This window comes from Aeromonas sp. 600479 (assembly GCF_049175515.1).
Lineage (GTDB): Bacteria > Pseudomonadota > Gammaproteobacteria > Enterobacterales > Aeromonadaceae > Aeromonas > Aeromonas veronii_A.
The window spans coordinates 61,557-85,465 of the sequence record NZ_JAAKVF010000021.1 but is presented as its reverse complement, the minus strand read 5'-3'; the positions used below and the strand labels follow the sequence as shown (position 1 = coordinate 85,465).

Genomic DNA, 23,909 nt, shown 5'->3' with positions numbered 1-23,909 from the left:
TCGCGGGTTCGAGTCCCGTCCGCTCCGCCACTAATTTGAAGGCCTTCCCGATTGGGAAGGCCTTTTTGCTATGGGCGATTTGCCCAGAGCCTCCCCTATATTTGCACACCAGAACCAACACAAAGCCCGGGTTCATAACCGGGCTTTTGTATTTTTAGCGTGTTAAACAGCCAGTGTTAGCATTTATCTGCAGGAAGAGAACTAAAACCCTGCCATCTCCTCCATTTTCTATCTATATCAAGCCCTTATCTGATGGATTACTAGCCATTTTAACTGGTTTACTTTTGGCCAAACTCTGTTCATGGCGCGCGATTAGGGTTGTATCTCGCTTATAACTCGGTAGAGTAAGGACATCTTGAGTTTGCCTGTCCCGCGCCTAGCTTGCCGGGTTCCAGGTGTAACTTGGCCAGCTTTTATCAACCTTAAGTCAGTGGTATCGATATGGAACAAGTAAACAAGTCCACCTTCAGCGATGTACTGGAATATGTGCGTATGTCCCGTCGCCAGAACAAACTCAAGCGTGAAATTGCGGATAACGAGAAGAAGATCCGTGACAACCAGAAGCGCGTGCTGCTGCTCGACAACCTGAGCGACTATATCAAGCCGGGTATGAGCATTGATGATGTGCAGGCGATCATCGCCAACATGCGTGCCGACTATGAAGAGCGCGTGGATGATCACATCATCAAGAACGCCGAGCTCTCCAAAGAGCGTAAAGAGCTGAGCACCAAACTGAAGGGCATGAGCTCTCACAAATAAGCGTTGCGCTTTCGCTTAAGAGACACCGGCCACTGGCCGGTGTTTTGTTATCAGCTCGGATCTCTGCCACTCCTGCAACAATCGGCTCCCCTTTTTAGAATTGCCCTGTTACCATCACCACAAAGCGGTCAATAGTTTCAAGCCATTGACTTGAAAAGACTAAGCTTGAGTGAAACACAATAAATTGCGCAACCATGGTGGGGCTGATATGGGCGCATCAGAACAGACGGATTTGACACAAGTGGCATCTCAAGATTCATCTGTCCAGACCTCGGACGGGAACCCAAAGCGCAAGCGCCGTCCCTGGTGGCGTTGGCTGTTCTGTTTTCTCTTTTTATTGTGCCTGGGGGCGGTGATCGCTCTGGTTGGCTATGAGATGAAAACCTCTAAGCTGCAATCTCAGGAGATCTCCCGCTATGCCGCCAAGCTCACCTATCAGGTCGAGCCAGGCCAGAGCAAGCAGATCGCTTTCCCTGAGGATGGCCCGTTCGACAAGCGGCTCGGCTATGTGCAACTGCCGATGATGCAGGAGCGCCTGCTGCAGCGGGGCTATGAAGTCAGCAAGCAGGTGCATTTCTCCGACGCGCTCTATGACTACGCCAGTCGTGGCTTCTTCGTGCCCTATACCGAGAAGGTGCAGGCTGGCCTGACGTTGCACGATTGCCGCGCAGAACCTTTCTATCAATTCAAGTATCCGACCCATCACTATCCGGATTTTGACTCCATTCCGCCGCTCGTCATCCAGTCGCTGCTGTTTATCGAGAACCGCGACTTGCTGAGCAATGAAGAGCCGTTGGCCAACCCGGCGGTCGACTGGCCCCGTTTTGCCAAGGCGGCGCTCTCTCAGGTGGGCAAGGCGCTCGATATGCAGGATCAATCTGCCGGTGGCAGTACCTTGGCGACCCAGGTGGAGAAGTATCGCCACTCGCCGGATGGCCTGACCCTGTCGCCGACCGAGAAGATCCGTCAGATGGCCTCTGCCAGCGTGCGGGCTTATCGTCTCGGGCCGGAAACCCTCGAAGCGCGCAAACTGGTCGCCTGGGCCTACCTCAACTCGGTACCGCTCTCGGCTGCGCCGGGATATGGTGAAGTGCATGGTCTGGGAGATGGTCTCTGGGTCTGGTTTGGTGCCAATGTCGATGACGTGAACCGTCTGCTGGACCCCGCCCGCAACCAGAACGCACCACTGGCCGAGCAGGGGCTTGCCCTGCGTCAGGTTGTCTCTTTGATGATTGCGCACCGCCGTCCCTCTTACTATCTGGCTCAGGGGCGAGAGGCATTGGCTACCCTGACCGACAGCTACCTGCGCCTGTTTGTGCAGGAGGGAATGATCACGCCACCTCTGATGGAGGCGGCGCTCAAGGCCAAGATTACGTTCCGTGACTTCCTGCAGTCCCCAGCTATCACCCGGGTGAACAACAACAAGGGGTTGCAGGTTGCCCGTACTCGCCTGAGCCGTCAGCTCGGGGTGCAGCTCTATGACCTCGACCGGATGGATCTGACGGCCGATACCAGCCTCAACATGCCGCTGCAAAATGAAGTATCCCGTTATCTGCAGCAGTTGGCCGATCCGGCGTTTGCCGCCCAGGTAGGGCTGTTTGGCGAGCGCCTGCTCTCGCCTGAGAAGACGGGCGATGTGCGCTACAGCTTCACCCTGTTCGAGAAATCGCCGGAAGGGTTCAAGGTGCGGGTGCAGACCGACAACACCGATCAGCCGTTCGATATCAACGAAGGCTCCAAGTTGGAGTTGGGCTCAACCGCCAAGTTGCGGGTGCTGACCACCTATCTGGAGATCGTGGCCGAGCTGCACGACAACTATGCCGGGATGCCGGTCGAGAATCTGCGTAAATTGGCTGCAGTCTCTCAGGACAACCTCAGCCGCTGGGCCATCTCCTATCTGATGACGGCTCAGGACAAGAGCCTGCCTGTGATGCTGGAAGCTGCGCTGGATCGCAAATACTCCGCCAGCCCCAATGAGGGGTTCTTTACCGGTGGCGGCATGCACACCTTCAACAACTTCCGCCGCGAGGATAACAATCGTATTCCGACGTTGCGTGACTCTCTACGTGAGTCGATTAACTTGCCCTTTGTGCGGCTGATGCGCGATATCGTGCGCTACAGCCTCTACAAGGAGGGCAACCGTGCCCAGTTGCTGAAGGACGACAAGGATCCCCGTCGTCAGGAGTATCTGGCCAAATTTGCCGACAAAGAGGGCCAGACCTATCTGCTGCGCTTCTGGCGTAAATATCGCGGCAAGACCCCCGAGGAGCAGCTTGATACCTTCCTCGACGGTCTCAAGCCGAGTGCGGTACGTCTGGCGGCGGTTCACCGCTACCTGATGCCGGAAGCCAGCGAAGCCGCATTTGCTGCCTTCCTGGCGGAGCGGTTGCCGCGGGAGAAGCTGAGTGCGAAACGGATCAATCAGCTCTATGTGAGCTATGGCCCGGGCAAGTATTCACTGCCGGATCAGGGCTACATCGCCCGGGTTCACCCGCTGGAGCTGTGGTTGCTGGCCTATCTCAAGGAGTTTGACAAGGCAACCTTTGCCGATGCCGTTGCTGCCAGCCGTGACGAACGCCAGGAGGTCTACAGCTGGTTGTTCAAGACCCGTCATCGCAGTGCTCGTGATAGCCGGATCCGCACCATGCTGGAGGTGGAAGCGTTTCTCGATATTCATCAGCGCTGGGCCAAGCTTGGTTATCCGTTCGACCATCTGGTGCCGTCCTTGGCGACCGCCTTGGGGAGCTCCGGTGATCGTCCGGCTGCACTGGCCGAGCTGATGGGCATAATCCAGAATGGTGGCATCCGTTCGCCGACCCTGCGGATCGAGCACCTCTCGTTTGCCAAGGGGACTCCCTTCGAGACCGAGTTTGAGCCACAACACACCGAGGGAACCCGAGTGATGCCGGCAGAGGTGGCGGCAGCCCTGCGCAGTGCGCTCTCCAAGGTGGTGGAAGGGGGCACAGCAAGACGTATCGCCGGTGCTTTTACTCTGCAGGACGGCACTGTGTTGCAGATGGGGGGCAAGACCGGCACCGGTGATAACCGGATTGAAACAGTAGGCCGTTATGGCAATGTGACCAGCTCGCTGGCGCGCAACCGAACCGCGACCTTCGTTTTCTATCTGGGGGATGATCACTTCGGTACCCTGACCGCCTATGTACCGGGTAGCCAGTCCGACAAGTTCCGCTTCACATCTGCACTGCCGGTGCAGGTGCTCAAGGGCATGGCTCCCCTGCTGATGCCTTACCTGCAACCAGGTTCCCATACCCAGTGTCTGGCGAACCAGTGAAACGAGCGAATTACCGTTCATCACGCAGGTAACTGACCAGAAAAACGGGGAGGCTGACAGCCTCCCCGTTTTCATTTCCTAATCGGGCGCAGCGGCGATCGATTGCGATCAGGTGTTCAGTACGAACTGCTCGATCACCTGGGCCACACCATCTTCATCGTTGCGGGCAGTGGTGTGCTGGGCGAGATCCTTGATCTCGTCGGTGGCATTCCCCATCGCAACCCCGAGGCCAGCGTACTCGATCATGTGGCGATCGTTACCCGCATCTCCGACGCAGATCACCTGAGCGGCGGTCAGGCCAAGGTGCTCGGCCAGCGCGGCAACGCCGGTCCCCTTGTTGCTGTGCTTGTTCATGAACTCGAGGAAGAAGGGGGCGCTCTGTACCACGGTATAGCGTTCATAGAGCTCTGCGGGCAGTCGCTCGATGGCGCGGGAGAGCTGGGGCGGCTCGTCGATCATCATCACCTTCATGATCTGCTCGTCGGCAGGCAGGGTGGCGAAGTCGATCAGATTGATCGGCATGCCGATCAGGCGGGATTCGTGCTCGGTGTAGGTGCTGACACGGGGGCTGATCAGGCCACGGGTGACCGAGAAACCGTGGACGTTCACCTCCAGCTCGTCGGCCAGTTTGGCGATGGCGCTGGCGTCACTGCCGGTCAGCAGCTGGCTGCGGATGATGCGCTGATCGGCAACCTGTTGTACCAGGGCGCCGTTGTAGCAGATGACGTAGTCATGCTCTGTGGTGAGGCCGAGTTCTTCCAGATAGCGGCTCATGCCTTCCAGTGGACGGCCAGAGGCCAGCACTACGGTTACCCCTTTGGCGCGCGCGGCGCTGATGGCGGCGTGGGTGCGGGGAGTAATTTGGCCCTGCGGGTTGAGCAGGGTGCCATCCATATCCAATGCGATCAGCTTGTACATCTCTCACTACCTGAGTCTGGGTGGCCCGCCCGGTGGGGCCAAGGAAGTGGCGAGTGTAGCGAAAATCGGCGTCGGGATCACGGCCGGCACAGCGAGCTGCCGGTGTCGGTTGATCTATTTGTGCCCCTCGTAAGGGGTCATCTCCAACGTGTCATCATGAATGGTCAGACGGGTGGGGCCTCGGGTGATGGTAACCTTGCGTTTAAAGCAGGCCATCTCGACCTCGATGCCGGAGAACAGATGCTGGGTGGCAATGACCTCCATTTGCGCCATCAAGTTCTGCATATCTTCATTGTTTGCCGTGATCTGTTCGTGGATGAGGGTCAGCTCCGCCAGCTGGTGATCGCGGATTGGTTTGAGCTTGCGCAAGGTATCAGAATTGCGTTTATCGCTGGGCAGTTGCAGCAGTTTCATCACCAGTGCCTTGATCTTGTCGAGCTGGGCCTGACACTCCAGCTGGCGCAACTTGAGTTGGTGTTCCTGTTCCTTGTGGGTGAAGTAGCCACCGAGGATCTGCAGCCGGGTATGGTTGGCGGCCTCGGCCCCCAGGCTGGGGGCCATGATTAGACGATTGGCAATGCTGGTTCCACCCAGCAGATTGCCTTTACGCATGTTAGTGTCACCCACCTTGATATCCCGTCCACTGCGGGTGTAGCAGTGGCTGAGCTGGCTCTGGATTTGTATATCTCCACCCGCTTCCAGCTGCGCGTATTGGGCATAGCTGGCGTGGATCTCCCCTTGGGCATTGAGCTGGCAAAGGTACTCTCCCTGCTCGTTGCGGCGGCCAATGATACCGTGCCGTACCGTAATGCTGCCCCCTGCTTCGATCCAACCTCCTTCGATAAATCCACCGATGACGATGTCACCGCTGACCCGTATTTTCATGCCCGGGTTGACGTCGCCGCTGACGATTAATCCCCCCTCAAACGCAATGTGGCCGTGGCGGGCATCCACCTGCTTGACACTGAGTACCTCGTCCACTTTCATACCTGCTTTCTCCTGGCAGGGCAGGCCAGCCCTACTGGCGATCAACAAGTCGGGATCGTCGGGGGAGATGAAGGTTCCCTCGCCAGCACTCATTGGACTGTCTTTACCATCCTTGGCAGGCAAGTCCTGACCTGTCACGGTAAAGCCGGGCACCCCGACGGTGGCAGGATGGCGGCGCATCAGCTGGGCCCCTGCCTTGACGGTGACGATGGAACCAAGATCTCGCAGATCGACTTTGCCATGATCCAGTTCTTGCGGCTTGAGGATCCGCTCGGCCGGTGTCTCCACCAGCCGCTCATAGCGAGTGTCCTGACCATTGACGGCAGGCTGGCCGTTGGCAATCACCAGCTTGAGCTGACTGCCGGGGGCGGCCTCCTTGGCTGACTGGATGGCAGCGGTGAGCAGTTGCTCACTCACCCCCTGTTTGATTTCGCTGATGGCGATCGTCTCTTTCAGCTGTTCCAGCGTCACATACTTGCCCCCCCAGTCGGCAGTGATCTGGGCGATGGCGCTCATGCGATCCTTCTCCACTATTACGGCGAGTCGGGCATCCTGACGCTTGCCGATGGGGATGGGGTTGGCAGGGACGGGGGCGGCAGGGTTGGTGAGCAGGGTATTAAGCAGGCTGATGGCCTGTTTGATCCCCTCGGGCAGCGGCTGATAGCGGCGACAGTTGGAAGCGAGCAGCAGAGCCTGCACATCCTGTTCCGTGACAGGTTTGGTGAGACCGGCGGCAATCCGCAGGCAGACCAGTTCCATATCGCTTGATAGCAGCAACCACTCTTTGCTTAACACCGCATCTCCTTGCTGGATGAGAACGGAACGATCTGCTCGTTCCTCTACTGTCATTTAATCTCTCAATGATTAATAAAGCGAGTCGCCAACCCTGAGAGTGGGCAGTATTCAGATATTTCCTCTGAATGGTCAATGAATTGAAGTCAAATCGGTGATGGCGGCCAGATAAATGTGGGCGCTGTTTGGAAACGGAGTGAAAAGACGGATCGCAGCGCCAGCGACATAGGGTTGCTGGCAGGGGAGTGGCGGTTCTTATCAGCTGCGCTGGGCTGTTCTGGCCAGGGTGAGGTAATCGCCGAGCACCGGCTCACCCAGCATATGGCGGCGCAGCATGTCGAGGGCGGCAAAGGCGAGGATCTTGCGGCGACTCTCCGGGTCGGGGTGGCTGACCTTGACCGTCTGACCGACGTGTTTTCCATCGGCGCTGAGTAGCAGTGGTACACCCTCAGTGCCCTCTCGCCCTATGGTCAGTTGCAGGCCCGCATCGGCGGTCGGCAGTTGCGCCAGCTCATCGGCCAGTTGCGTACTGAAGTTGGCCTCCAGCCTGGGATGGCCGTGACAAAGCGCCAGCAGGGCGCCGCCACTCTCTCCCTCCAGCAGAGCCAGCGGTTTGCCTTGCAGCAGCGCCAGGATCTGCTGCGCCGGTTCCGTATCTCCGCTGCCAACCAGCCAGGGACGGATCGTATCCAGCAGTCGGCGCTCGGCACTCTCCATGTCAGCGGTACTGGCGTCGTGGCCGATCAGTTTCAGCTCGATAAGGGGCATGGAGGAGCGGTAACCCAGCTCGATGCCGGCTGGCCAGGGTTCGGCATCCAGCATATCGCTGAGCGCCGACTCCGAGACGCCGAAGGTGTAAAAGCGACGCAGCTCGGTATCGATCTGCGCACCGGCCAGCTGTTTGAGGCGCGGCAGAATTTGCTCGCGCACCATCTGTTTGAACTCGAACGGCACGCCCGGGGTGAAGAAGAGCTGGCTATGGCCACTTCGCACCACAAAGCCGCAGGCGGTGCCGACCGGGTTGTCGAGGATCTCGCTCCCCTGTGGCAGCCATGCCTGTTTGGCATTGCTTTGTGCCATGGGGCGGCCACGGCTGGCGTAGCGCGCTTCGATGGTAGCGAGCCATTCGGGGAAGAGGGTGAGTGGCTGGTCAAAGGCTTCAGCTGCCGCCTGAGCGGTCAGGTCATCGGCAGTGGGCCCGAGTCCGCCACACACCAGCACCACCTCGGCGCGGCTGGCACTCTCTTGCAGCACCGTTTTCAGGTCGGTGAGGTTGTCCCCTACCGTCAGGCGACGGCGCACCTGCCAGCCCTGCTCCAGCAGCAGAGCGCTGAGCCAGGCCGCGTTGGTATCCACCACCAGACCCGTCACTATTTCATCTCCGGTACTGATGATCTCGATACGCATGGCTGGCTCCTTGGATTAAACGGGTGGCAACGGTTGGCCTCGGGCCAACACAATCAGGCTTTGTTGTGCTCGAAGTAGTAGCTGATCCGGGTACGCGGATTGAGGTACTCGAACACGGCGGGCGGCAGCCGTTTGGGGTGGATCACCTTGGCGATCGACAGTTCGGCTTGCTGCAGGTCGATGATGGCGGCTTCCTGACGGGGAATGCGCGGATCGTAGACCAGCACCGAGGGGTAGAGCAGGCGGGAAGCGTTGACCGACATCACCAGTCCCACCTGACCGTTGGAGAGCTGCACCACGCTGCCGGGGGGGTAGATCCCCATCAGCCGGATCAGCATGCTGAGGTACTCCGGATTAAACTGCGCCTTGCGCTGCTTGTAGAGGCCGCTCAGGGCCGAGTAGGGTACCTTGGCCTGCATGTGGCAGAGGTTATCGTACTCGTTGATCAGCGACACCATCTGGGTCAGCGGATCGAGCTGGCCACCCTTGAGCCCTTCCGGCCCGCTGCCATCGAGATATTCATGGTGATGGAGCACGATCCCCTTCGCCTCGGCCGGGAAATCCTTGGCCAGATTGAGCAGATCCAGCCCGTAGCGCGGGTGCTGGGCCATCAGGTTCTGCTCCGGCTTGGTCAGCGGCTCGGTCTTGCGCAGGATCTGGCTCGGGATCTTCAACTTGCCGATATCGTGGAACAGCGCCCCCATGCCGACCTGACGGATCTCGTCGGCCGTCATGCAGCACTCCTTGGCCAGCAGCATGCTGAGCACGCTCACATTGAGGGAGTGGAAGTAGAGGTTGTTGCCATCCTCGCTGTCGGAGACCAGATGGAGCACCATCTCGTCCACCGAGAGCAGTTGCTCGGTCATGGCGTTGACCAGCTCCTGTGCCTCGCCGATGGCATTGAGGGGGCGGGACTGGATCTTGCTCATCACGCTGCGCACCTGTGCCAGCGACTGCTGGAACTGCTTCTCGCACTGCTGCAAATTGCGGCGATACTGTTGCAACTGCTCTATACGCTGATCCTTCTCCTGCTGCATTCGGGCTTGCCGCTGTGCGGCGTCTGCGCTCTCTTGTTGCTGAGGCTGTACCTGATTGAGGGGCTTGGGCGGAACGTCGCTCTTGTCGGGAATGATGGTGACCAGTTTCAGGCCGAGACGGCGGATCAGCTCGATCTCTTCTTCACTTTTGATCTTGAAGCTGGAAAACAGGAACGGGTGTTCGCGCCACCCCAGTGGCAGGGATACATAGTTGCCGACTTGCAGTCGATCTACGGAAATCTTGATACCGGTCATTATCTTGGAAGCAGGAGACACACTGAGCCGTATGCTAGTCAAAGGCGGGGGTGAATACAAAAGGTATCTGATGACAGGGCAGGAGCTTTATTATAGGCTTCTGGATGTCCAGACATATTTACTGATGCAGTACAGGGAGTAAGCATGCCGATCAAGATCCCGGATCAGTTACCCGCCGCCGAAGTGCTGGGGCAGGAGAACATCTTCGTGATGACGGAATCCCGGGCCGTCACCCAGAACATCCGCCCGCTGCGGGTGTTGATCCTCAATCTGATGCCCAAGAAAATTGAGACCGAGATCCAGCTGATGCGGATGCTCTCCAACTCGCCGCTGCAGGTGGATGTGGATCTGTTGCGCATTGATGACAGGGAGTCAAAGAACACACCTCAGGCCCACCTCGAGAACTTCTATCACGACTTCGAACAGGTGCGTGGCAACAACTACGACGGCATGATCATCACCGGGGCGCCGCTTGGGCTGGTGGAGTTCGAGGAGGTGGTCTACTGGCCGCGCATTGTCGAGATCATCGAGTGGTCCCATCAGCACGTGACCTCCACTCTGTTTCTCTGCTGGGCGGTGCAGGCGGCGCTTAAAGCCTTGTATGGCATGGAGAAGCAGACCCACGGCGAGAAGCTCTCCGGGGTTTATCGCCACCACCGCCTCGACGAGCATGAGCCGCTGCTGCGCGGTTTCGACGACGAGTTTGTCGCCCCCCACTCCCGTTATGCGGCGTTTGATGGCGATCTGATCCGTGCCCAGACCGACTTGCAGATCTTTGCAGAGTCAGAAGAGGCGGGGGTTTATCTGGCTGCGACCAAGGATTGTCGTCAGGTGTTTGTCACTGGCCATCCGGAGTACGATGCTTTGACACTGGATGGGGAGTATCAGCGTGATCTAGCGGCGGGGCTCGACCCGGCCATTCCGGTCAACTACTACCCGAATAACGATCCGAGCCGGACGCCGCGCGCCAGCTGGCGCAGCCATGGTCATCTGCTGTTTGCCAACTGGCTCAACTACTACGTCTATCAGCTCACCAGTTATCGGGTGGAGGATATCGGCAAGGTCTTCACCTACGACCAGGGGGGCAAGTAGTCAGTCGCCCTGCTCCAGCCGCTCGGCCAGCTGGTCGAGCCATTGGCGGTGGCAGGCTAACGCGAATGCCTTGGGTCTGTGGGCCTTGATGGCGGCCATCGCTTCTTGCTGCGGCTGGCCGAGGGTCATCAGTAGCGCGGCGGCGACCAGCCCGGTACGACCGCTGCCCCCTTTGCAATGGATGACCAGATGCTTGCCATCCCCCAGCAGCTCGCGCAGCTGCGGCAGTGCCTGTTGCCAGGCGGCCTCGAAGGCGGTGTCGGGGGCCAGATCATCCTCGATGGGCAGATGGAACCAGCGCATCCCTTCGTGCTCGACCTGCTGGCCGAGCGGCGCCAGTTCGAGTCGGGTCAGCTCGGCGCTCGTCATCAGGGTCACCACCCCGTGGGCACCGGCCAACCGCAGTTGATCGAGCGCCAGGGTCAGCGGCACCTGCTGGGTGCCGGGGCAGGGAGTCAGCAGTAACTGGCCATCGACACGGGGAACCTCAAGGCTCCAGAAGGGGTGAAACGGGTGCATGGCGGATCCTCGCGTAGTGGCCGCAGGTCTGCGGTCGGTGAATGGCGCCAAGGATAGGCGGGGCCGGAGGGATGTCAATGGCCGTTGTGTTTGCCCCGGTTTACGGGCAGAGTCTAAAAAATTGAGCGGTTCAAGGAGTTAAGATGAGAAACCTGGATCAACTGGATTTGGATATCCTGGCCCATCTGTTTCGGGATGCGGGCATGACCAACAAGGAGCTGGCCGCGCTGGTGGGCGTTGCCCCCTCCACCTGTCTGGAGCGGGTGCGTAAGTTGCAGCAGGATGGCGTGCTCAAGGGAGCGCACTGTGAAGTGGATTATCAGGCCCTCGGGGGTCACATTCAGGCAATGGTCTCCCTGCAGCTGGCCCGCCACAGCCGCCAGATCATCGATGCTTTCCGCGATGCCATTCTGGCGCTGCCCGAGGTGATCAGCCTGTTCCACATGGGGGGCAAGGATGATTTTCTGGTGCACCTGTGTGTCTCCGACACCGAGCACCTGCGTAACTTCGTCTTTGATCACTTCACCTCCCGCGAGGAGGTGGTGCACCTCGAAACCTCGCTGGTGTTCGAGCACAAGTTCAGCCGCTCCCTGCCCTGCTTTCCCCAGCCATAACGGCCAGTGGGCTGACAATATGGATAGATAGAAAAAACCGCCAGCTGGCGGTTTTTTCTATCTTGCTATTGATTGAATCAGCACGCACGGCTCAGTTGGCTGCAGTGCGTTCATCCTTTGCCGTCTGATAGAGACTCTTTTGATAGGCCATGCTGCCCCACAGGGCAAGACCAAGCGCATCCTCCTTCAAGATGTCCGGTTGCGCTGCCGGTGTCAGTTTCTCGCTGGCATCATCGTAGATATAGCCTTCTGCCGCGCGCTCCGGTTGCAGGATCACTACATCCTTGCCGCGCATCAGAGCGAAGTTCTTGTCGTACTGCATGATGGCCCGTCCCGGCCAGTCGGCGGGCATGCGGGTCAGATCCTTGCCGAGCATGGGGTAGTCAGCACTGATCCCCATCAGGGAGAGCAGGGTGGGCGCCATGTCGATCTGGCTGACGATGCGCGGATCCTTCTTCGGTGCAATGCCGTCACCGACGATGACGCCGGGGATATGGAATCGGGGGATGGGCACCAGGCTGGCGCCACCGACCCGGCTGTCGTGGTCGGCGATGACCAGGAACAGGGTATCCTTCCAGTAGTCGGACTGTTTCGCCCTCTTGAAGAACTCGCCGATGGCGTAATCCGCATACTTGGCCGCGTTGTTGCGGGTTTGTTTGGGCTGCTCGAAGAGTTCGATGCGGTTGTCCGGGAATTCGAACGGATCGTGGTTGCTGGAGCTGAACACCAGACTGAAGAAGGGTTTGCCCTCCTTGTGCAGCGCGTTGAAGGTGTCGTCGGCCTTGGCCATCAGATCCTCGTCGGACGCGCCCCAGGAGCCCTTGAACACCGGATTGTCGAAATCTTTCTGCTCGATGATGGTGGTGAAGCCGTTGCCGAGGAAGAAGCTGCGCATGTTGTCGAAGTGGCTCTCGCCGCCGTAGATAAAGCTGGTGTCGTAACCCCGTTGCTTGAGCAGATCCGCGATGGTGAAGAAGTTGGTCTGGCTCTTGCCGAGTTTGACCACCGCCTGCGCCGGGGTCGGGGTGAAGCCGGTCAGTACCGCTTCGATACCGCGTACCGAGCGGGTGCCGGTGGCGTAGAGCTGCTCGAAGGCCCAGCCCTGCTGCGACAGGGCATCGATGTTGGGGGTAAGCGGCAGGCCGCCGAGAGAGCCGACAAACTGGGCGCCCAGGCTCTCCTGCAGCAAGATCACCAGATTCTTCGGCTTGCCCTTGAAGCTCGCCTCGTTGAAGGTCTGGCTGGGTAGCAGATCGGAGTTGAAATCACTGGCCGGACGGCCACTCTCTCTGCGCATGACCTCGAGCACTTTCTGCTCCGTCATCTTGCCGTAAAAGCGGCTGGCATCCTCCTCGGCGCCCATCTGCTTGATGGCAAAAAAGAGAGAGTAGGCGGAGTTGACGGTCAGTGCGTTGACCAGCGGATCCTCGGCAAAAGCGACCATGGCCGGGTTGAGGGCGCGGTGGCCGAGGCTGGAGCGGGCACCTAGAAAACCTATGGCCAGAATGAGCAGGGCGAATGCCGGACGCAGGTACCAGCGGGGGAAGCTGAGGCCACGTACCAGACGGCCGCTCAGCCACCATCCACCGGCCAGCACGGCACCACTGAAGAGCACCGCCAGCAGTAGCTCAGCCTTGCGGCCCGCCCATAGCATGGCGAATACCTCTTTCGGATAGATGAGGTACTCCACATAGAGGCGATTGGGGCGCACGCCATATTCGGTGATAAACGAAGGGGTGGATATCTCGAGGAACAGCATCAGCCAGAGTCCGACAGTCAACCAGACGCGCATCAGTTGCATCCAGCCGCGACCGATGGTGTGGGGGCCGGCCAGCAGCAGGGTTAGCATAGCGGGGACTCCCCAGACCCAGCAGAGGGTCGCAAAATCGACCCGGATCCCTTGCAGCAGCATCTCCTGCCAACCGGCCACGGCATCCACCCGTTCCAGTTGCCAGAGACCGAGGGTGAGCCTGCTGAAAGAGAGAGAGAAAAGCGCGAAAACGCAGAAGACGGCAAAGGGCCAAAACGGGCCGAGTCGCTGTTTTAGTACTGTCATCTTTATTCCTGATTAAGACTGAAGACGTCTGTCCACAGACGTGTTTACTTGCTGTGAGCTTATGACAGATCGAATTGGTTAAGGTTGCATTCAAGTTTGTTAAAAGTCGAAACCAGCACATTTGTCATCTAAAAATGTGATGTCGCACAGCGAATGAGCACAGCATAACCAGCTGGATAAAATGTGACCCGCAGCGCGAATAGGGGTGGGATCGCGATTTATAATTGCCGCGAATTATCTCAATCGGAGCCGAAGGGATGCCGGTCTTTATCGATGTCGAGTATGTGCGGGGATGGCGCCTGTTTCTGGTGTTATCGGATGGCACTACGGGTGTGCTGGATCTGACCCCCTGGCGCATCCAGCCGCTGTTTGCAAAGCTGGAGAGCGAGCGTCACTGCGCCCGGGTCTTCATCAACCGTCACCACCAGCTGGAGTGGCCCGTCGGATGTACCTTGTCAGCCCATGAGGTCTATCACCTCATCTCTCCCATTGATGAGCGGGAAGCCTTCAGCTAATCCCCATTTTTTGTGAGCCAACGCCAGATTCCTGTTGCTGGAATGTTTGCCCGTTTGCCTTTCTGAGCCAACTTGGGTAAAACCTGCGCAACATTTTGCCAACTTGCCTTCGCTTCACCTGACAGAGGCTTGCCGCTTTCGCGCCGCAGGCCTTTTTTGCGGCCTGACGGCAAACCTTTCCCTTGCTGAAAGGTTTGGTTGGTTGAATGAAAATAACAAAACAAACAAATACATAAGGAAAATGTATGGCTTGTCATATGCGCACACCCCTTGCCCTGCTGGTTGGTGGACTCGCCTGTCACGGCGCTGCCGGTCAGGAGTCGGTGCAACAGTTGGATCCTATGGTGGTGGTGGCAACCCGCCCGGCCAGCACACTTGAAGTGACGCTGGATCCCAAGAAGCCCGGTTCCCCCATGCCCGCTGCCGACGGCGCCGGTTATCTGAAGAATGTCACCGGCATGAGCATGGTGCGCAAAGGGGGGCTCGGTGGCGACCCTGTACTGCGGGGGATGGGGATGTCCCGCCTCAACGTGCAGATGGATGGCGGCATGCTGGCCGGTGGGTGTGGCGGCCGGATGGACCCGCCCACGGCCTATGTGTTCCCCCAATCCTTTGACCGGATCCGGGTGCTGAAGGGGCCGCAATCCCTCGAGCAGGGGGCAACCCTGGCGGGAACCGTACTGTTCGAGCGGGACAGGCCCGAGTTCACCGCACCGGGCCTCAAGGCCGATGCCTCGGCCCTCTTTGGCAGCTTTGGTCGCGATGACCAGATGGTGGATATGACGGCGGGTTCGACCGATGGCTATCTGCGCGGCCAGTTCACCCACTCCGACAGCGACGATTACCGCGATGGTCACGGTAACAAGGTGCGATCTTTCTATCGCCGCGAGAACGGCACCGCCCAGTTGGGCTGGACGCCGGGGGAGCACACCTGGCTGGAACTCACCGCCGAGCGCAGCAATGCCCGCGCCGCCTATGCGGATCGCACCATGGATGGCCCCATGTTTGATCGCGAATCCTTCGGGCTGAAGCTCAAGCAGGAGCAGATCACCACTCACTGGCAGCGCAGCGAGCTGACTCTGTGGGACAACTACATCGACCACATCATGGACAACTTCAGTCTGCGGCCAAACAGCGGCATGAAGATGCTCTCCAACCCGGATCGCCGCAACACCGGCGGTCGCTGGGCCAACGACATCGCCTTGCCAGCAGACTGGCTGCTGACCGCCGGGCTCGACAGCAACCGGGACCAGCACCGCAGTCGGAGTGGGGTCGACTATGCCACCAAGGATCGTCAGCGCACCCTGCGTTTCGAGCAGCAGGGCGGCTTCGCCGAACTGGGTCGTCAGCAGGGGGCTCACAGCTACAAGGGCGGTTACCGTCAGGATAGGGTAGAGACCACCCGCTATGGCGCTGGTGAACAGACCCTCTACAGCGATACCCTGAGTCTTAACAGCGGGTTTAGCCGCTACGAATATCAGTGGTCGCCACGCTGGTCCAGCTATCTGGCCTGGGGGCAGGCAGAGCGTGCGCCGGACTACTGGGAACGCAGCAAGGACAGCACCCCGTTCACCCTCAACCCGGAGCGCAGCCGCCAGTGGGACGCAGGGCTGGCCCTGCGCAGCCGCGAGCTGGATCTGACCCTCTCCCTCTTTAGCGCCAACATCAAGGACTACCTGCTCTATAACAACAAGTCGAACAAGGTGCGCAATATCGACGCCCAGACCCGCGGTGGCGAAATGGAGGGGCGCTGGCAGTTTGCCGAGCAGTGGCGTCTCGATGGCGGCCTGGCGGTGGTCTACGGTGAAAACCAGAGCGACAACAAGCCGCTGGCCCAGATGCCGCCGCTCGATGGCAAGTTGGCGCTGGGCTGGCAGCCAGCCGAGGCGTGGAATCTGACCCTGTTGGGCCGCGCCGTGGCCGCGCAGGATCGGGTCGATGTGGGCTCCGGCACGGTCGCCGGTCAGGATCAGGGTGAGACCCCGGGCTTCTTTACCATGAACCTGAGCGGTGCCTGGCAGTTTGCCAAGGGGTGGCAGCTCTCGGCCGGGGTAGACAACCTGTTCGACACCTTCTACTACGAGCACCTCTCCAAGTCGGTGCACAGCAGTCAGGCCGGGTTGGGCTATGAGCAGGTGGGGCGGATACCGGAACCGGGCCGCGCCTACTGGCTCTCGGTCAGTTACCGCTTCGCCTCGGTCGGTGTGCTCTAACCAGTTGAGTCAGATAACGTTTTCAGTCACAGACACCGCTGTGTGAGCATCGTTATCATGGTGAAAACAGGCGTATCAGACGCCTGCTCTCACAGCGGGAACACAACAATGAAACAGGGAACGTTACGCTATGGCGGCCTGCTCGGGGCCGCCCTGTTACTGGCGGCTTGCGGCGGCAGTGGTAGTTCGGGCGGGGAGAGCACGCCCCCCGTGGTCAATCCGCCGGTCACCCCGCCGCCGGCCACCGCCAGCCGCGCCTGCTACGGCAATGATCAGCCGGCCTGCAACCTGCGCACCTATCAGGTGATGGTGGAGTCGTTTATCGACGGCGACGACAGCGCCAACTATGGTGTCGGCTACGGCCCCTCCCAGCACAACGGCGATCTGCAGGGGATCATCGACAGCCTGGACCACATCAAGAGCCTCAACGTCAACGCCATCTGGCTCACCCCGGTGTTTGATTCCTGCGCGGGGCAAGGCGGTGACGACAAGCTGGATGCCACCGGCTACTTCGCCTGCGACTTCTTCAACGTGGACCCTAACTTCGGCAGCAACGTCCAGCTCAAGAAACTGGTAGACGGTGCGCATCAGCGCGGCCTCTACGTCTTCCTCGACGGGGTGTTCGGCCACGTCAACAAGGTGGGGGTGAGCAAGCCCTCGCCCGAGGGACGGCTGCCCGCCCTCAAGAGCGGCGGTGCCGGTTATCCCGGCCAGCTGGTGGATTACAGCCAGCCCCAGAGTCTCGCCTACTTCAAGGAGGTGGCCCGCTACTGGGTCGAGCAGTACGGCATCGATGGCTGGCGCCTCGATCAGGCCTATCAGCTTGGGCTGGATGATTGGCGCGCCATTCGCAGCGAGGTGGAGCGGGTCAGCGCGGCGCGCAAGAACGCCGGCCAGCAGTGGGGTACCCTCGGCTACATGGTGGGTGAGGTGTGGAAGGGCGCCGACGAGATCCGCGCCCAGGCGTATGGGCCGAGCGACAACCCGGCGCTCTCTTCGGCGTTCGACTTCCCGTTGCGCTACGGCCTGGTGCAGGCGCTGGCGGTGGAGGAGTCCGGCAAGGGGGGGCAGGGGGCCAGCGTGCTCGACGCCAGCTGGAACAAGGTGGAGAACTACCCGGATCACGCCATGCCCAATCTGATGCTGGGCAACCATGATCTGGTGCGCTTCGGCGATCTGCTGGAGCGCGGCAACTTCAATCCGGCGGACTACTGGCAGCGCCACAAGGCGGCCTTCAGCTTCCTGGCGGCCCGCTCCGGCCCCATCACCCTCTACTACGGCGAGGAGTTTGGCGACGAGGTGCCGGACTTTGCCCAGCAGGTGGGGGGCGACTGTGCCGCGCAGGGGCTCTGTGACGATCACGTGGCCCGCAGCGATGGCAAGGTGCCAGGCGCCACCGGCTTCGTGCCGAGCAGCGAGCAGAGCGAGCTGAAACAGTGGCTCAGCCAGTTGCTGGCCCTGCGCGCCGCCCACCCCGCCCTCTATCAGGGGGAGCGGGTCAAGCTGGTGGCCGAGGGAAGCGTCTATGGCGACATCAAGCAGACGGCGGCGGAGCAAGTAGTCTACCTGCTCAACGTCTCCGGCACGCCCCAGAGCTATGCTGTGCCGGCCAGCAAGTTGCGCAGTGGCAGCGCGCTGGTGGATCTGCAGAGCGGCGAGCGCCTGGCCATCGGCGGCAGCAGCGTGACGGTGGAGTTGCCACCCCTCACCGGTCGCTTCCTGTTGCTGCAATAGTGCGACCTCGCCCCAACGCAAAGGGCTCCATAGCGGAGCCCTTTTTTCATTTGCGACGCCGTCCTACTTCTCGATGCCGCTGCCCAGCTCATCCGGGCGGGGAGCGGCTGGCGGGTGACCATTGCCGTTGCCATTGCGCCAGCTCTCCAGCCGGTTGTGCACCCCGCGGCGCAGGCTCTTGAAGCTGGTCTCCAGATAGTCGACGCCGACCAGAATGGAGAGGGTGACGCCGGTGAGCAGCAGCGCCTGATGGAGCATCTGCATACCGATGAGGGCGCCGAGGGCGGCCAGCATCCAGACGGTGGCGGCGGAGGTGACCCCCAGCACCTGACCATCCCGGGTCATCATCACCCCGGCACCGAGAAAGCCGATGCCGGTGATGAGCTGGCCCAGCACCCGTGCCTGATCGGCGCTCTGGGGGCTGAGGGCGGCGCCGATGGCGAGAAAGCAGTAGGTGCCGAGGATGATGAGCGAGGAGGTGCGTATGCCGACCGGCTTGCCGCGCAGCTGGCGCTCCAGCCCTACCAGAGTGCCGCACACCAGACAGACCAGGATGTTCTCCCAGCCAAGGGGTGCAATGTCCCACCAATCAGTCGTCATCATATCCACCTCTGCAATCGATGCTTGTTGTTATCCGGCCGCGCTCTGCCCCCGGTTCTCCAGCCGCTGGCGGAAGGCACGGGACAGTCGCTCGTAGAGATCCTGCGCCTCCTTGTCTTCAATATCGCCACGTATCCAGGGATTGTCGATGATTTCCAGCAGCACGCAGTCGCGCCCCTGCTGGCGCAGGTCGACCCCGAACAGGCCGTTGCCGAGCTGATGAACGGCGCGGCGGGCGGTTTGCAGTACCCGCTCCGGCACCTCGTTAAGCGGCAGCGCCTCGATGCGGCTCATGTCGAGGGGGTGCTTGCGGCGGCGAATGCGGTTGCCGGGTTCGGGCCGGTAGCGGCGGCAGGCGAACAGCGGCGAACCGTCGAGAAAGCCGATGCGCCAGTCGAACTCGGCGGGGATCCGGCTCTGCACCAGCAGCAGGGCGGATCTACCCAGCCCCTCGTCCAGCAGGCGGGCCAGCTGCTGCTCGTCGCTGGCCATGGCGAGATCGCGCCCCTGCGCGCCGTCGGGCACCTTCACCATCAGCGGCAGGCCGAGCCGTTGCACCAGTTCGTCCACATGGTGGCGGCCGCGGCGGGTGACCACCATGGTGGGCGGCATGGGCACGCCGCTGCGCACCATCAGCTCGTAGAGGTAGAGCTTGTTGCTGCAGGCGAGGATAGCGCGGGAGCTGTCGATCACCGGCATCTTGAGCTGTTCGGCGCGATGGGCAAATTCGAAGGTGTAGTGGCCGACCGCGGTTTCGGCACGCAGCCAGAGGGTGTCGAACTCCGGCAGCCGTTCGATGGCTGACGGTGGCAGGATCTCGGCCCGGATGCCCTGGGCGGCGGCAGCCCGGATAAAACGCTCCAGCGCCAGCCCATCACTGCTGGCACGGCCGTCGTTGGGGTCGACCAGAATGGCGAGCTGATAGAGCGGCGCCGCCTGCTCCTCGTCACCGGTGCCCACCAGTGCCTGAGCGTGGTGCAGCATCAACTCTTTCTCGCTTGGACTCAGCGCCAGCGGCGACAGGCTCTGCTGCTGGCGTACCGACCAGCCGTGGCGACCGCGCTTGAGGGTCAGCTCCTGCAGCGGCAACTGGCTCAGGCCATAGTAGTAGCGGGCCAGCACCGCCAGCTCGCTCTGTTCACACTGGCCGAAGATGGCACGTACCCGGATCCGATCCTCGTTCTGCTGGGCCAGCCACCCTTGTGCCTTGCGCCACAGTTTGGCCGGTGGCTGCTGGGGTTGCAGTCGGCTGATGGCCTGCAGACCCGGCAGACAGTGGTGGCCGCGTGCCTGGGCCAGCAGCGAGCAGTAGTAGCCTGCGCTAAGGTGCTCCAGATTGCGGCAGAGGTTGATGATGCGGGGTCGGCCGCCGGTGGTCGGCACGCCATGTTGCAGATAGGTGCGGGCGGTCAGCAGATAATCGGCATGGCAAGGCCAGTCGCCCAGCTCTTCGACGATGACATAGGTACTCATATTTTCGGCTCCACAGATCAGACTGCCTGAACAGGCAGGATCCCCAGTGGGCTTCGATGCACCGACAAGCACGACAATGGCGCGAGGGGAAACAAGAGGTTACAGTGCCTAATATGACGCCTTGGTAACTTGTGATACAAGTCGCATTTTTGGTGCTGAGGATAAATAACCGAACAAGGACTCCCCGTGTTGACCGTACGTGCGGCCCGAACCGATGATCTGGGCGCCATCGTTAATCTGGAACGCTACTGTTTTCCTCCCGAAGTCGCCTTTGGCCGCAGCCGCTGGCACTATCTGCTGGCCCACGCCAAGGGGCGCACCCTGTTACTGCTGGACGAGAAACATCAGCTGATGGGCTATCTCTGCCTGCTGGAGCACAGAGGCTGGGATCGGCTGGTCATTCAGGCGCTGGCTATCCGCTGGACGGTGCGTCGTCTGGGCTGGGCGCGGCGCCTGCTGGAGCAGGTGATCCGCGAGGGCAAGGCCGCTGGCTGGGGGGCGATCCGGCTGGAGGTGGCGGACGCCAACGAAGAGGCGCTGGCGCTCTATCAGGGATTGGGATTTCGTCCCCAGCAGCGGCTGGCGGACTACTATGGCCGCGACCAGCACGCCCACCGGCTGGTGCTGCCGCTGGTGAGCGACGAGGAGCGTGAGCGGCGCAGAGTGGCTCGCACTCAGGCGCGCAAGCCCTCTTCACAGGCCAACTGATCATGTTGAACGAGCAGAATCGAGGAGCAGGATGAGCTGCGACAACTGTCTTGCCACCGCCATCAGGGCCAAGCTGGGGCGCTGTCCGGTCTGCGCCATCCAGACCTTCATCATCGGCCTGAGTGGCTGGCTGGTCTGGTGGTGGTGCGGCGCCGACACCTCGGTCAACGCCCTCACCGGCCTGCTGTTTGCGCTGGGTGGCTCGGGCCTGCTGCTGCTCCATCTGGTGGTATTTGTCTGGCGCAAGGCGACCGGACGTGAATTGAGCGATGAATAAGTCAGATTGGTTTCAACAACATAAATAACAATATCGGTTGAGATAATGGAGGTTCAGATGATAGCAATGGTAACGGGCGCCTCGTCCGGGTTTGGTGAGTCCATCAGCCGCCAGCTGGTGCAGGCGGGCTACAAGGTGATCGGTACCGGTCGTCGCGCCGAGCGGCTCGCTGCGCTGGCTGACGAGCTGGGCGCGCAGTTCCTGCCGCTGGCGTTCGACGTGCAGGACAAGGCGGCCACCCGCGCTGCCATCGCTGCTCTGCCAGCCGAGTGGAGCGAGGTGGATCTGCTGGTCAACAACGCCGGTCTGGCGCTGGGGCTGGAGCCGGCCCACAAGGCGGATCTGGAAGATTGGGAGCAGATGATCGCCACCAACATCAGCGGTCTGACCCTGCTCACCCGATTGCTGCTGCCGGGCATGGTGGCGCGCAATCGCGGTCACGTCATCAATATCGGTTCGATTGCGGGCACCTACCCCTATCCGGGTGGTAACGTCTACGGCGCCACCAAGGCGTTCGTGAAGCAGTTCAGCCTCAACCTGCGCGCCGATCTGGCGGGTACCGCCATCCGCGTCACCAACGTGGAGCCGGGCCTGTGCGGCGGCACCGAGTTCTCCAACGTGCGCTTCCACGGTGATGATGCCAAGGCGGCCTCCGTCTATCAGGGGGTGGAAGCGATCCAGCCGGAAGACATCGCCAATACCGTGCTCTGGGTGAGCCAGCAACCGGCCCACGTCAACATCAACAGCATCGAGATCATGCCGGTGGCGCAGACCTTCGGCCCGCTCAATATCAGCCGTCGCTGATCGCCGCATTGGCTGAAACAAAAGAGGCTCCCTTAGGAGCCTCTTTGCGTTGGCGAACCGATTACAGGCTCATGATCTTCTTGAACTCCTCCGGCGAATACTTCTTCTCGGTGCGCTTGGTGAGATCCGTCATCAGCTTGTAGCGCAGCGTTTTGGCCATCTGATAGGTCTGCTCCAACTGGCCATAGGAGTAGTCGGCGGCTAGCCCGATGGCGGTAGCCTTGTCGCTGGCATAGGCCTGCTTCAGGCTCTTGTCGAGCAGGGCTACCTCCTTGTAAAGCTTGCTGCTCTCCTTGCTCCAGACGCCGCGCAGCAGCGGCAGGTACTTGTCCGGATCGGCGCTGGCCAGCGCGGTCAGGCTGCGGAACTGCCAGTAGGCAGAGTCATCGGAGTAGCTGTCGCTGCCGGTGCGATAGGGCTGGGGGTAGGATTCCAGGGTGTTGTATAGCGGCACCATCACAGATTCGGCCAGCACGCCGTAGCTCTGCCAGATCAATCCCTGCAGCTCTTTGGGCATCTCCTTGCGCAGCTGGATGACGTGGGATTCCAGCTGGCGATCGATGCGGATCGGCCGCTCAGCCTTGCCCGCCAGCGGCGTGCCCTCATAGGTGGCGCTCAGCAGTTTGGCCACGTCCGGCACGGCGATGGGATCATCCGGCTTCATAAAGAGCGGATATTGCGCCTGCCGGGTCGGCTGCGGATGGCTGGCGGTCAGCATTTTCTGGCCGAGCCACTCCCGATCCACGTTATACGGGTCAGCGATGACCCCGAACGCCTTGGCGAAGTTGAACTCTTTCGGGTCGGCGTTATCCAGCAGTTTGTGCTCGCGTACAAACTCCAGCAGCTTGGGCGAGTGCAGCACATCGGCGCTGTCGAGATTGACGCCGTGGATGCGCAGGCCGTTGGCCACCATGGCATAGCTGTCGTCCGGCACCCGCACCGCAATCCAGTGGTGGCCGGAGCCGATCTCCATCAGCCAGGCCTCGTTCACATCCGCCAGATAGAGGCTGTTGCCCTCACCGGCGCCATATTGCTCCACATAGCTGCCGAGCAGCTCGACCCCCTCTTTGGCCGTTTTGGCCTGCGGCAGGATCAGGGTCGGGATGATGGCTTCAATCACTCCCTTCTCGATCAGCGGATCGGCTTTTTGGGCCTTGTCGTTGACCTCGGCACTGGTGGTGGCCGAGATGGCGGCGTTGAACTCGTTGATGCCGCGCTCCTCGTAATACTTGCCGTCCGGGTCGCTGGCTGTGGCATCCCAGTCACGAATGGCTGAGTAGGCGAAAAACGCCTTTGGCATCGGCACTTCCAGCCCGTTACCCAGTTTCCAGACCTTGCCCTCGTTCTGCTGCGCGGGCCGGAAGGCGAGGTACTTGTTCCAGTTGTTGACGCCAAAATCCTCGTTTCTGGCGATCATCACGCTGCCATCGGCACTGGCCCCCTTGCCGACGATGAGGCCGGTACAGGCGTCGGCACTGGTGCCAAGCAGGGTGAGCAGGGTGGCGTAGAGAAGACTCAAGGTGTGTTTTTTCATCGTTATGCCCGAAAGGTTGAGGTGAGTGAGAGTCAGACGAGGGGATGAGGTGTGGGGAGGCCGCAACTCCGAACTGGCAGCGGAGCGAGCTCGGCAGATTGGTCTGCCTGTTATTGGTTTGACGAACAGATCATCCATGACACGGCTGGCTGGTTGCGATGTGCGCCAAAATTGTATTCCTGAGTGGTTGTTTTGTGATCGACGGAGCGTTCCTGCGGTTTATATGGTGCAGTGTTTTTGGGCAGCGGTATGTGTCGGAAATCGGGGTAAAAGTAGCGGATGAGTCATGATTCTGACGCTGCGTCGGGGCTGTAACCGCTGGC

Annotated in this window: 20 protein-coding genes; 10 read left to right on the top strand and 10 right to left on the bottom strand. The window is 60.6% G+C overall.

The window, feature by feature from the left end; translation table 11 throughout:
- Positions 1-441 precede the first annotated feature (441 nt).
- Positions 442-759 (top strand): PTS system regulator TmaR, encoded by a 318-nt coding sequence (tmaR, locus tag G5149_RS18640; protein ID WP_005336024.1) that lies wholly within the window; start codon positions 442-444, stop codon positions 757-759.
- A 208-nt stretch (positions 760-967) separates the two neighbouring features.
- The gene (locus G5149_RS18635) at positions 968-4,051 is read left to right on the top strand and encodes a transglycosylase domain-containing protein (protein ID WP_216980028.1); all 3,084 of its coding nucleotides are present in this window, start codon (positions 968-970) and stop codon (positions 4,049-4,051) included.
- A gap of 108 nt (positions 4,052-4,159) precedes the next feature.
- Here G5149_RS18635 and yidA read toward each other — a convergent pair whose 3' ends face one another.
- From yidA to G5149_RS18615, 4 genes are all read right to left on the bottom strand, one after another.
- On the bottom strand, positions 4,160-4,969 hold the full coding sequence (gene yidA, locus G5149_RS18630; protein ID WP_216980029.1) for a sugar-phosphatase: 810 nt from the start codon (positions 4,967-4,969) through the stop codon (positions 4,160-4,162).
- A 114-nt stretch (positions 4,970-5,083) separates the two neighbouring features.
- A complete protein-coding gene (locus G5149_RS18625) occupies positions 5,084-6,751 on the bottom strand; it encodes a FapA family protein (RefSeq protein ID WP_337073171.1) in 1,668 nt (555 codons plus the stop codon).
- A gap of 255 nt (positions 6,752-7,006) precedes the next feature.
- Positions 7,007-8,155: a CinA family nicotinamide mononucleotide deamidase-related protein gene (locus tag G5149_RS18620; protein ID WP_421213308.1), complete on the bottom strand. Its 1,149-nt coding sequence runs from the start codon at positions 8,153-8,155 to the stop codon at positions 7,007-7,009.
- A 53-nt stretch (positions 8,156-8,208) separates the two neighbouring features.
- Positions 8,209-9,447, bottom strand: coding sequence for an HD-GYP domain-containing protein (locus tag G5149_RS18615; RefSeq protein WP_216980032.1), 1,239 nt, complete (start codon positions 9,445-9,447; stop codon positions 8,209-8,211).
- 144 nt (positions 9,448-9,591) lie between these two features.
- Between G5149_RS18615 and metA the strand changes: the two genes are divergently transcribed.
- On the top strand, positions 9,592-10,539 hold the full coding sequence (metA, locus tag G5149_RS18610) for a homoserine O-acetyltransferase MetA (RefSeq protein WP_042053667.1): 948 nt from the start codon (positions 9,592-9,594) through the stop codon (positions 10,537-10,539).
- Here metA and G5149_RS18605 read toward each other — a convergent pair whose 3' ends face one another.
- The gene (locus tag G5149_RS18605) at positions 10,540-11,058 is read right to left on the bottom strand and encodes a cyclin-dependent kinase inhibitor 3 family protein (RefSeq protein WP_216952807.1); all 519 of its coding nucleotides are present in this window, start codon (positions 11,056-11,058) and stop codon (positions 10,540-10,542) included. It lies immediately after the preceding gene.
- 143 nt (positions 11,059-11,201) lie between these two features.
- On the opposite strand from G5149_RS18605, the gene G5149_RS18600 reads away from it, so the two are divergent.
- The gene (locus G5149_RS18600; protein ID WP_201948061.1) at positions 11,202-11,672 is read left to right on the top strand and encodes an Lrp/AsnC family transcriptional regulator; all 471 of its coding nucleotides are present in this window, start codon (positions 11,202-11,204) and stop codon (positions 11,670-11,672) included.
- Between the two features lie 91 nt (positions 11,673-11,763).
- Here G5149_RS18600 and G5149_RS18595 read toward each other — a convergent pair whose 3' ends face one another.
- Positions 11,764-13,728 carry an LTA synthase family protein gene (locus G5149_RS18595; RefSeq protein WP_421213306.1) on the bottom strand — a complete coding sequence of 655 codons (1,965 nt, stop codon included), beginning with the start codon at positions 13,726-13,728 and terminating at the stop codon, positions 11,764-11,766.
- A gap of 257 nt (positions 13,729-13,985) precedes the next feature.
- Between G5149_RS18595 and G5149_RS18590 the strand changes: the two genes are divergently transcribed.
- Entirely contained in the window at positions 13,986-14,243 is a 258-nt protein-coding gene (locus tag G5149_RS18590; protein ID WP_270819191.1) for a DUF2442 domain-containing protein, read from the top strand.
- On the opposite strand, the gene G5149_RS18585 is transcribed toward G5149_RS18590, so the two are convergent.
- Complete coding sequence (locus tag G5149_RS18585; RefSeq protein ID WP_127006022.1) at positions 14,240-14,500, bottom strand: hypothetical protein; 261 nt, start codon at positions 14,498-14,500, stop codon at positions 14,240-14,242. The genes G5149_RS18590 and G5149_RS18585 overlap by 4 nt on opposite strands.
- Here G5149_RS18585 and G5149_RS18580 point away from each other — a divergent pair.
- Together G5149_RS18580 and G5149_RS18575 are read left to right on the top strand one after the other, a co-directional pair.
- A complete protein-coding gene (locus G5149_RS18580; protein WP_421213302.1) occupies positions 14,489-16,456 on the top strand; it encodes a TonB-dependent copper receptor in 1,968 nt (655 codons plus the stop codon). The genes G5149_RS18585 and G5149_RS18580 overlap by 12 nt on opposite strands.
- A 108-nt stretch (positions 16,457-16,564) precedes the next feature.
- A complete protein-coding gene (locus tag G5149_RS18575; protein ID WP_421213300.1) occupies positions 16,565-18,190 on the top strand; it encodes an alpha-amylase family glycosyl hydrolase in 1,626 nt (541 codons plus the stop codon).
- A gap of 63 nt (positions 18,191-18,253) precedes the next feature.
- Here G5149_RS18575 and G5149_RS18570 read toward each other — a convergent pair whose 3' ends face one another.
- Both G5149_RS18570 and G5149_RS18565 read right to left on the bottom strand, forming a co-directional pair.
- Positions 18,254-18,793, bottom strand: coding sequence for an MgtC/SapB family protein (locus tag G5149_RS18570; RefSeq protein WP_042032827.1), 540 nt, complete (start codon positions 18,791-18,793; stop codon positions 18,254-18,256).
- 27 nt (positions 18,794-18,820) lie between these two features.
- Positions 18,821-20,263: a RimK family protein gene (locus G5149_RS18565; RefSeq protein WP_421213298.1), complete on the bottom strand. Its 1,443-nt coding sequence runs from the start codon at positions 20,261-20,263 to the stop codon at positions 18,821-18,823.
- A 186-nt stretch (positions 20,264-20,449) separates the two neighbouring features.
- Between G5149_RS18565 and G5149_RS18560 the strand changes: the two genes are divergently transcribed.
- Genes G5149_RS18560 through G5149_RS18550 form a run of 3 tightly spaced genes read left to right on the top strand, consistent with a single transcriptional unit; the run spans position 20,450 to position 22,052 of the window.
- Positions 20,450-20,971 (top strand): GNAT family N-acetyltransferase, encoded by a 522-nt coding sequence (locus G5149_RS18560; RefSeq protein ID WP_106844032.1) that lies wholly within the window; start codon positions 20,450-20,452, stop codon positions 20,969-20,971.
- Between the two features lie 31 nt (positions 20,972-21,002).
- On the top strand, positions 21,003-21,248 hold the full coding sequence (locus G5149_RS18555) for a DUF3624 family protein (RefSeq protein WP_042053656.1): 246 nt from the start codon (positions 21,003-21,005) through the stop codon (positions 21,246-21,248).
- 57 nt (positions 21,249-21,305) lie between these two features.
- Positions 21,306-22,052 carry an SDR family oxidoreductase gene (locus G5149_RS18550; RefSeq protein ID WP_104016563.1) on the top strand — a complete coding sequence of 249 codons (747 nt, stop codon included), beginning with the start codon at positions 21,306-21,308 and terminating at the stop codon, positions 22,050-22,052.
- Between the two features lie 61 nt (positions 22,053-22,113).
- Here G5149_RS18550 and G5149_RS18545 read toward each other — a convergent pair whose 3' ends face one another.
- Positions 22,114-23,586, bottom strand: coding sequence for a C69 family dipeptidase (locus G5149_RS18545; RefSeq protein ID WP_421213296.1), 1,473 nt, complete (start codon positions 23,584-23,586; stop codon positions 22,114-22,116).
- Positions 23,587-23,909 lie beyond the last annotated feature (323 nt).

What these genes read in the sequence shown, in the direction of transcription:
- G5149_RS18570 (WP_042032827.1), bottom strand. Translation starts at nt 18,793, where the DNA reads ATGATGACGACTGATTGGTGGGACATTGCACCCCTTGGCTGGGAGAAC.
- G5149_RS18590 (WP_270819191.1), top strand. Translation starts at nt 13,986, where the DNA reads ATGCCGGTCTTTATCGATGTCGAGTATGTGCGGGGATGGCGCCTGTTT.
- G5149_RS18585 (WP_127006022.1), bottom strand. Translation starts at nt 14,500, where the DNA reads ATGACAAGCCATACATTTTCCTTATGTATTTGTTTGTTTTGTTATTTT.
- G5149_RS18620 (WP_421213308.1), bottom strand. Translation starts at nt 8,155, where the DNA reads ATGCGTATCGAGATCATCAGTACCGGAGATGAAATAGTGACGGGTCTG.
- G5149_RS18565 (WP_421213298.1), bottom strand. Translation starts at nt 20,263, where the DNA reads ATGAGTACCTATGTCATCGTCGAAGAGCTGGGCGACTGGCCTTGCCAT.
- G5149_RS18595 (WP_421213306.1), bottom strand. Translation starts at nt 13,728, where the DNA reads ATGACAGTACTAAAACAGCGACTCGGCCCGTTTTGGCCCTTTGCCGTC.
- G5149_RS18635 (WP_216980028.1), top strand. Translation starts at nt 968, where the DNA reads ATGGGCGCATCAGAACAGACGGATTTGACACAAGTGGCATCTCAAGAT.
- G5149_RS18545 (WP_421213296.1), bottom strand. Translation starts at nt 23,586, where the DNA reads ATGAAAAAACACACCTTGAGTCTTCTCTACGCCACCCTGCTCACCCTG.
- G5149_RS18555 (WP_042053656.1), top strand. Translation starts at nt 21,003, where the DNA reads ATGAGCTGCGACAACTGTCTTGCCACCGCCATCAGGGCCAAGCTGGGG.
- G5149_RS18575 (WP_421213300.1), top strand. Translation starts at nt 16,565, where the DNA reads ATGAAACAGGGAACGTTACGCTATGGCGGCCTGCTCGGGGCCGCCCTG.
- yidA (WP_216980029.1), bottom strand. Translation starts at nt 4,969, where the DNA reads ATGTACAAGCTGATCGCATTGGATATGGATGGCACCCTGCTCAACCCG.
- tmaR (WP_005336024.1), top strand. Translation starts at nt 442, where the DNA reads ATGGAACAAGTAAACAAGTCCACCTTCAGCGATGTACTGGAATATGTG.
- G5149_RS18605 (WP_216952807.1), bottom strand. Translation starts at nt 11,058, where the DNA reads ATGCACCCGTTTCACCCCTTCTGGAGCCTTGAGGTTCCCCGTGTCGAT.
- G5149_RS18550 (WP_104016563.1), top strand. Translation starts at nt 21,306, where the DNA reads ATGATAGCAATGGTAACGGGCGCCTCGTCCGGGTTTGGTGAGTCCATC.
- G5149_RS18600 (WP_201948061.1), top strand. Translation starts at nt 11,202, where the DNA reads ATGAGAAACCTGGATCAACTGGATTTGGATATCCTGGCCCATCTGTTT.
- metA (WP_042053667.1), top strand. Translation starts at nt 9,592, where the DNA reads ATGCCGATCAAGATCCCGGATCAGTTACCCGCCGCCGAAGTGCTGGGG.
- G5149_RS18615 (WP_216980032.1), bottom strand. Translation starts at nt 9,447, where the DNA reads ATGACCGGTATCAAGATTTCCGTAGATCGACTGCAAGTCGGCAACTAT.
- G5149_RS18580 (WP_421213302.1), top strand. Translation starts at nt 14,489, where the DNA reads ATGGCTTGTCATATGCGCACACCCCTTGCCCTGCTGGTTGGTGGACTC.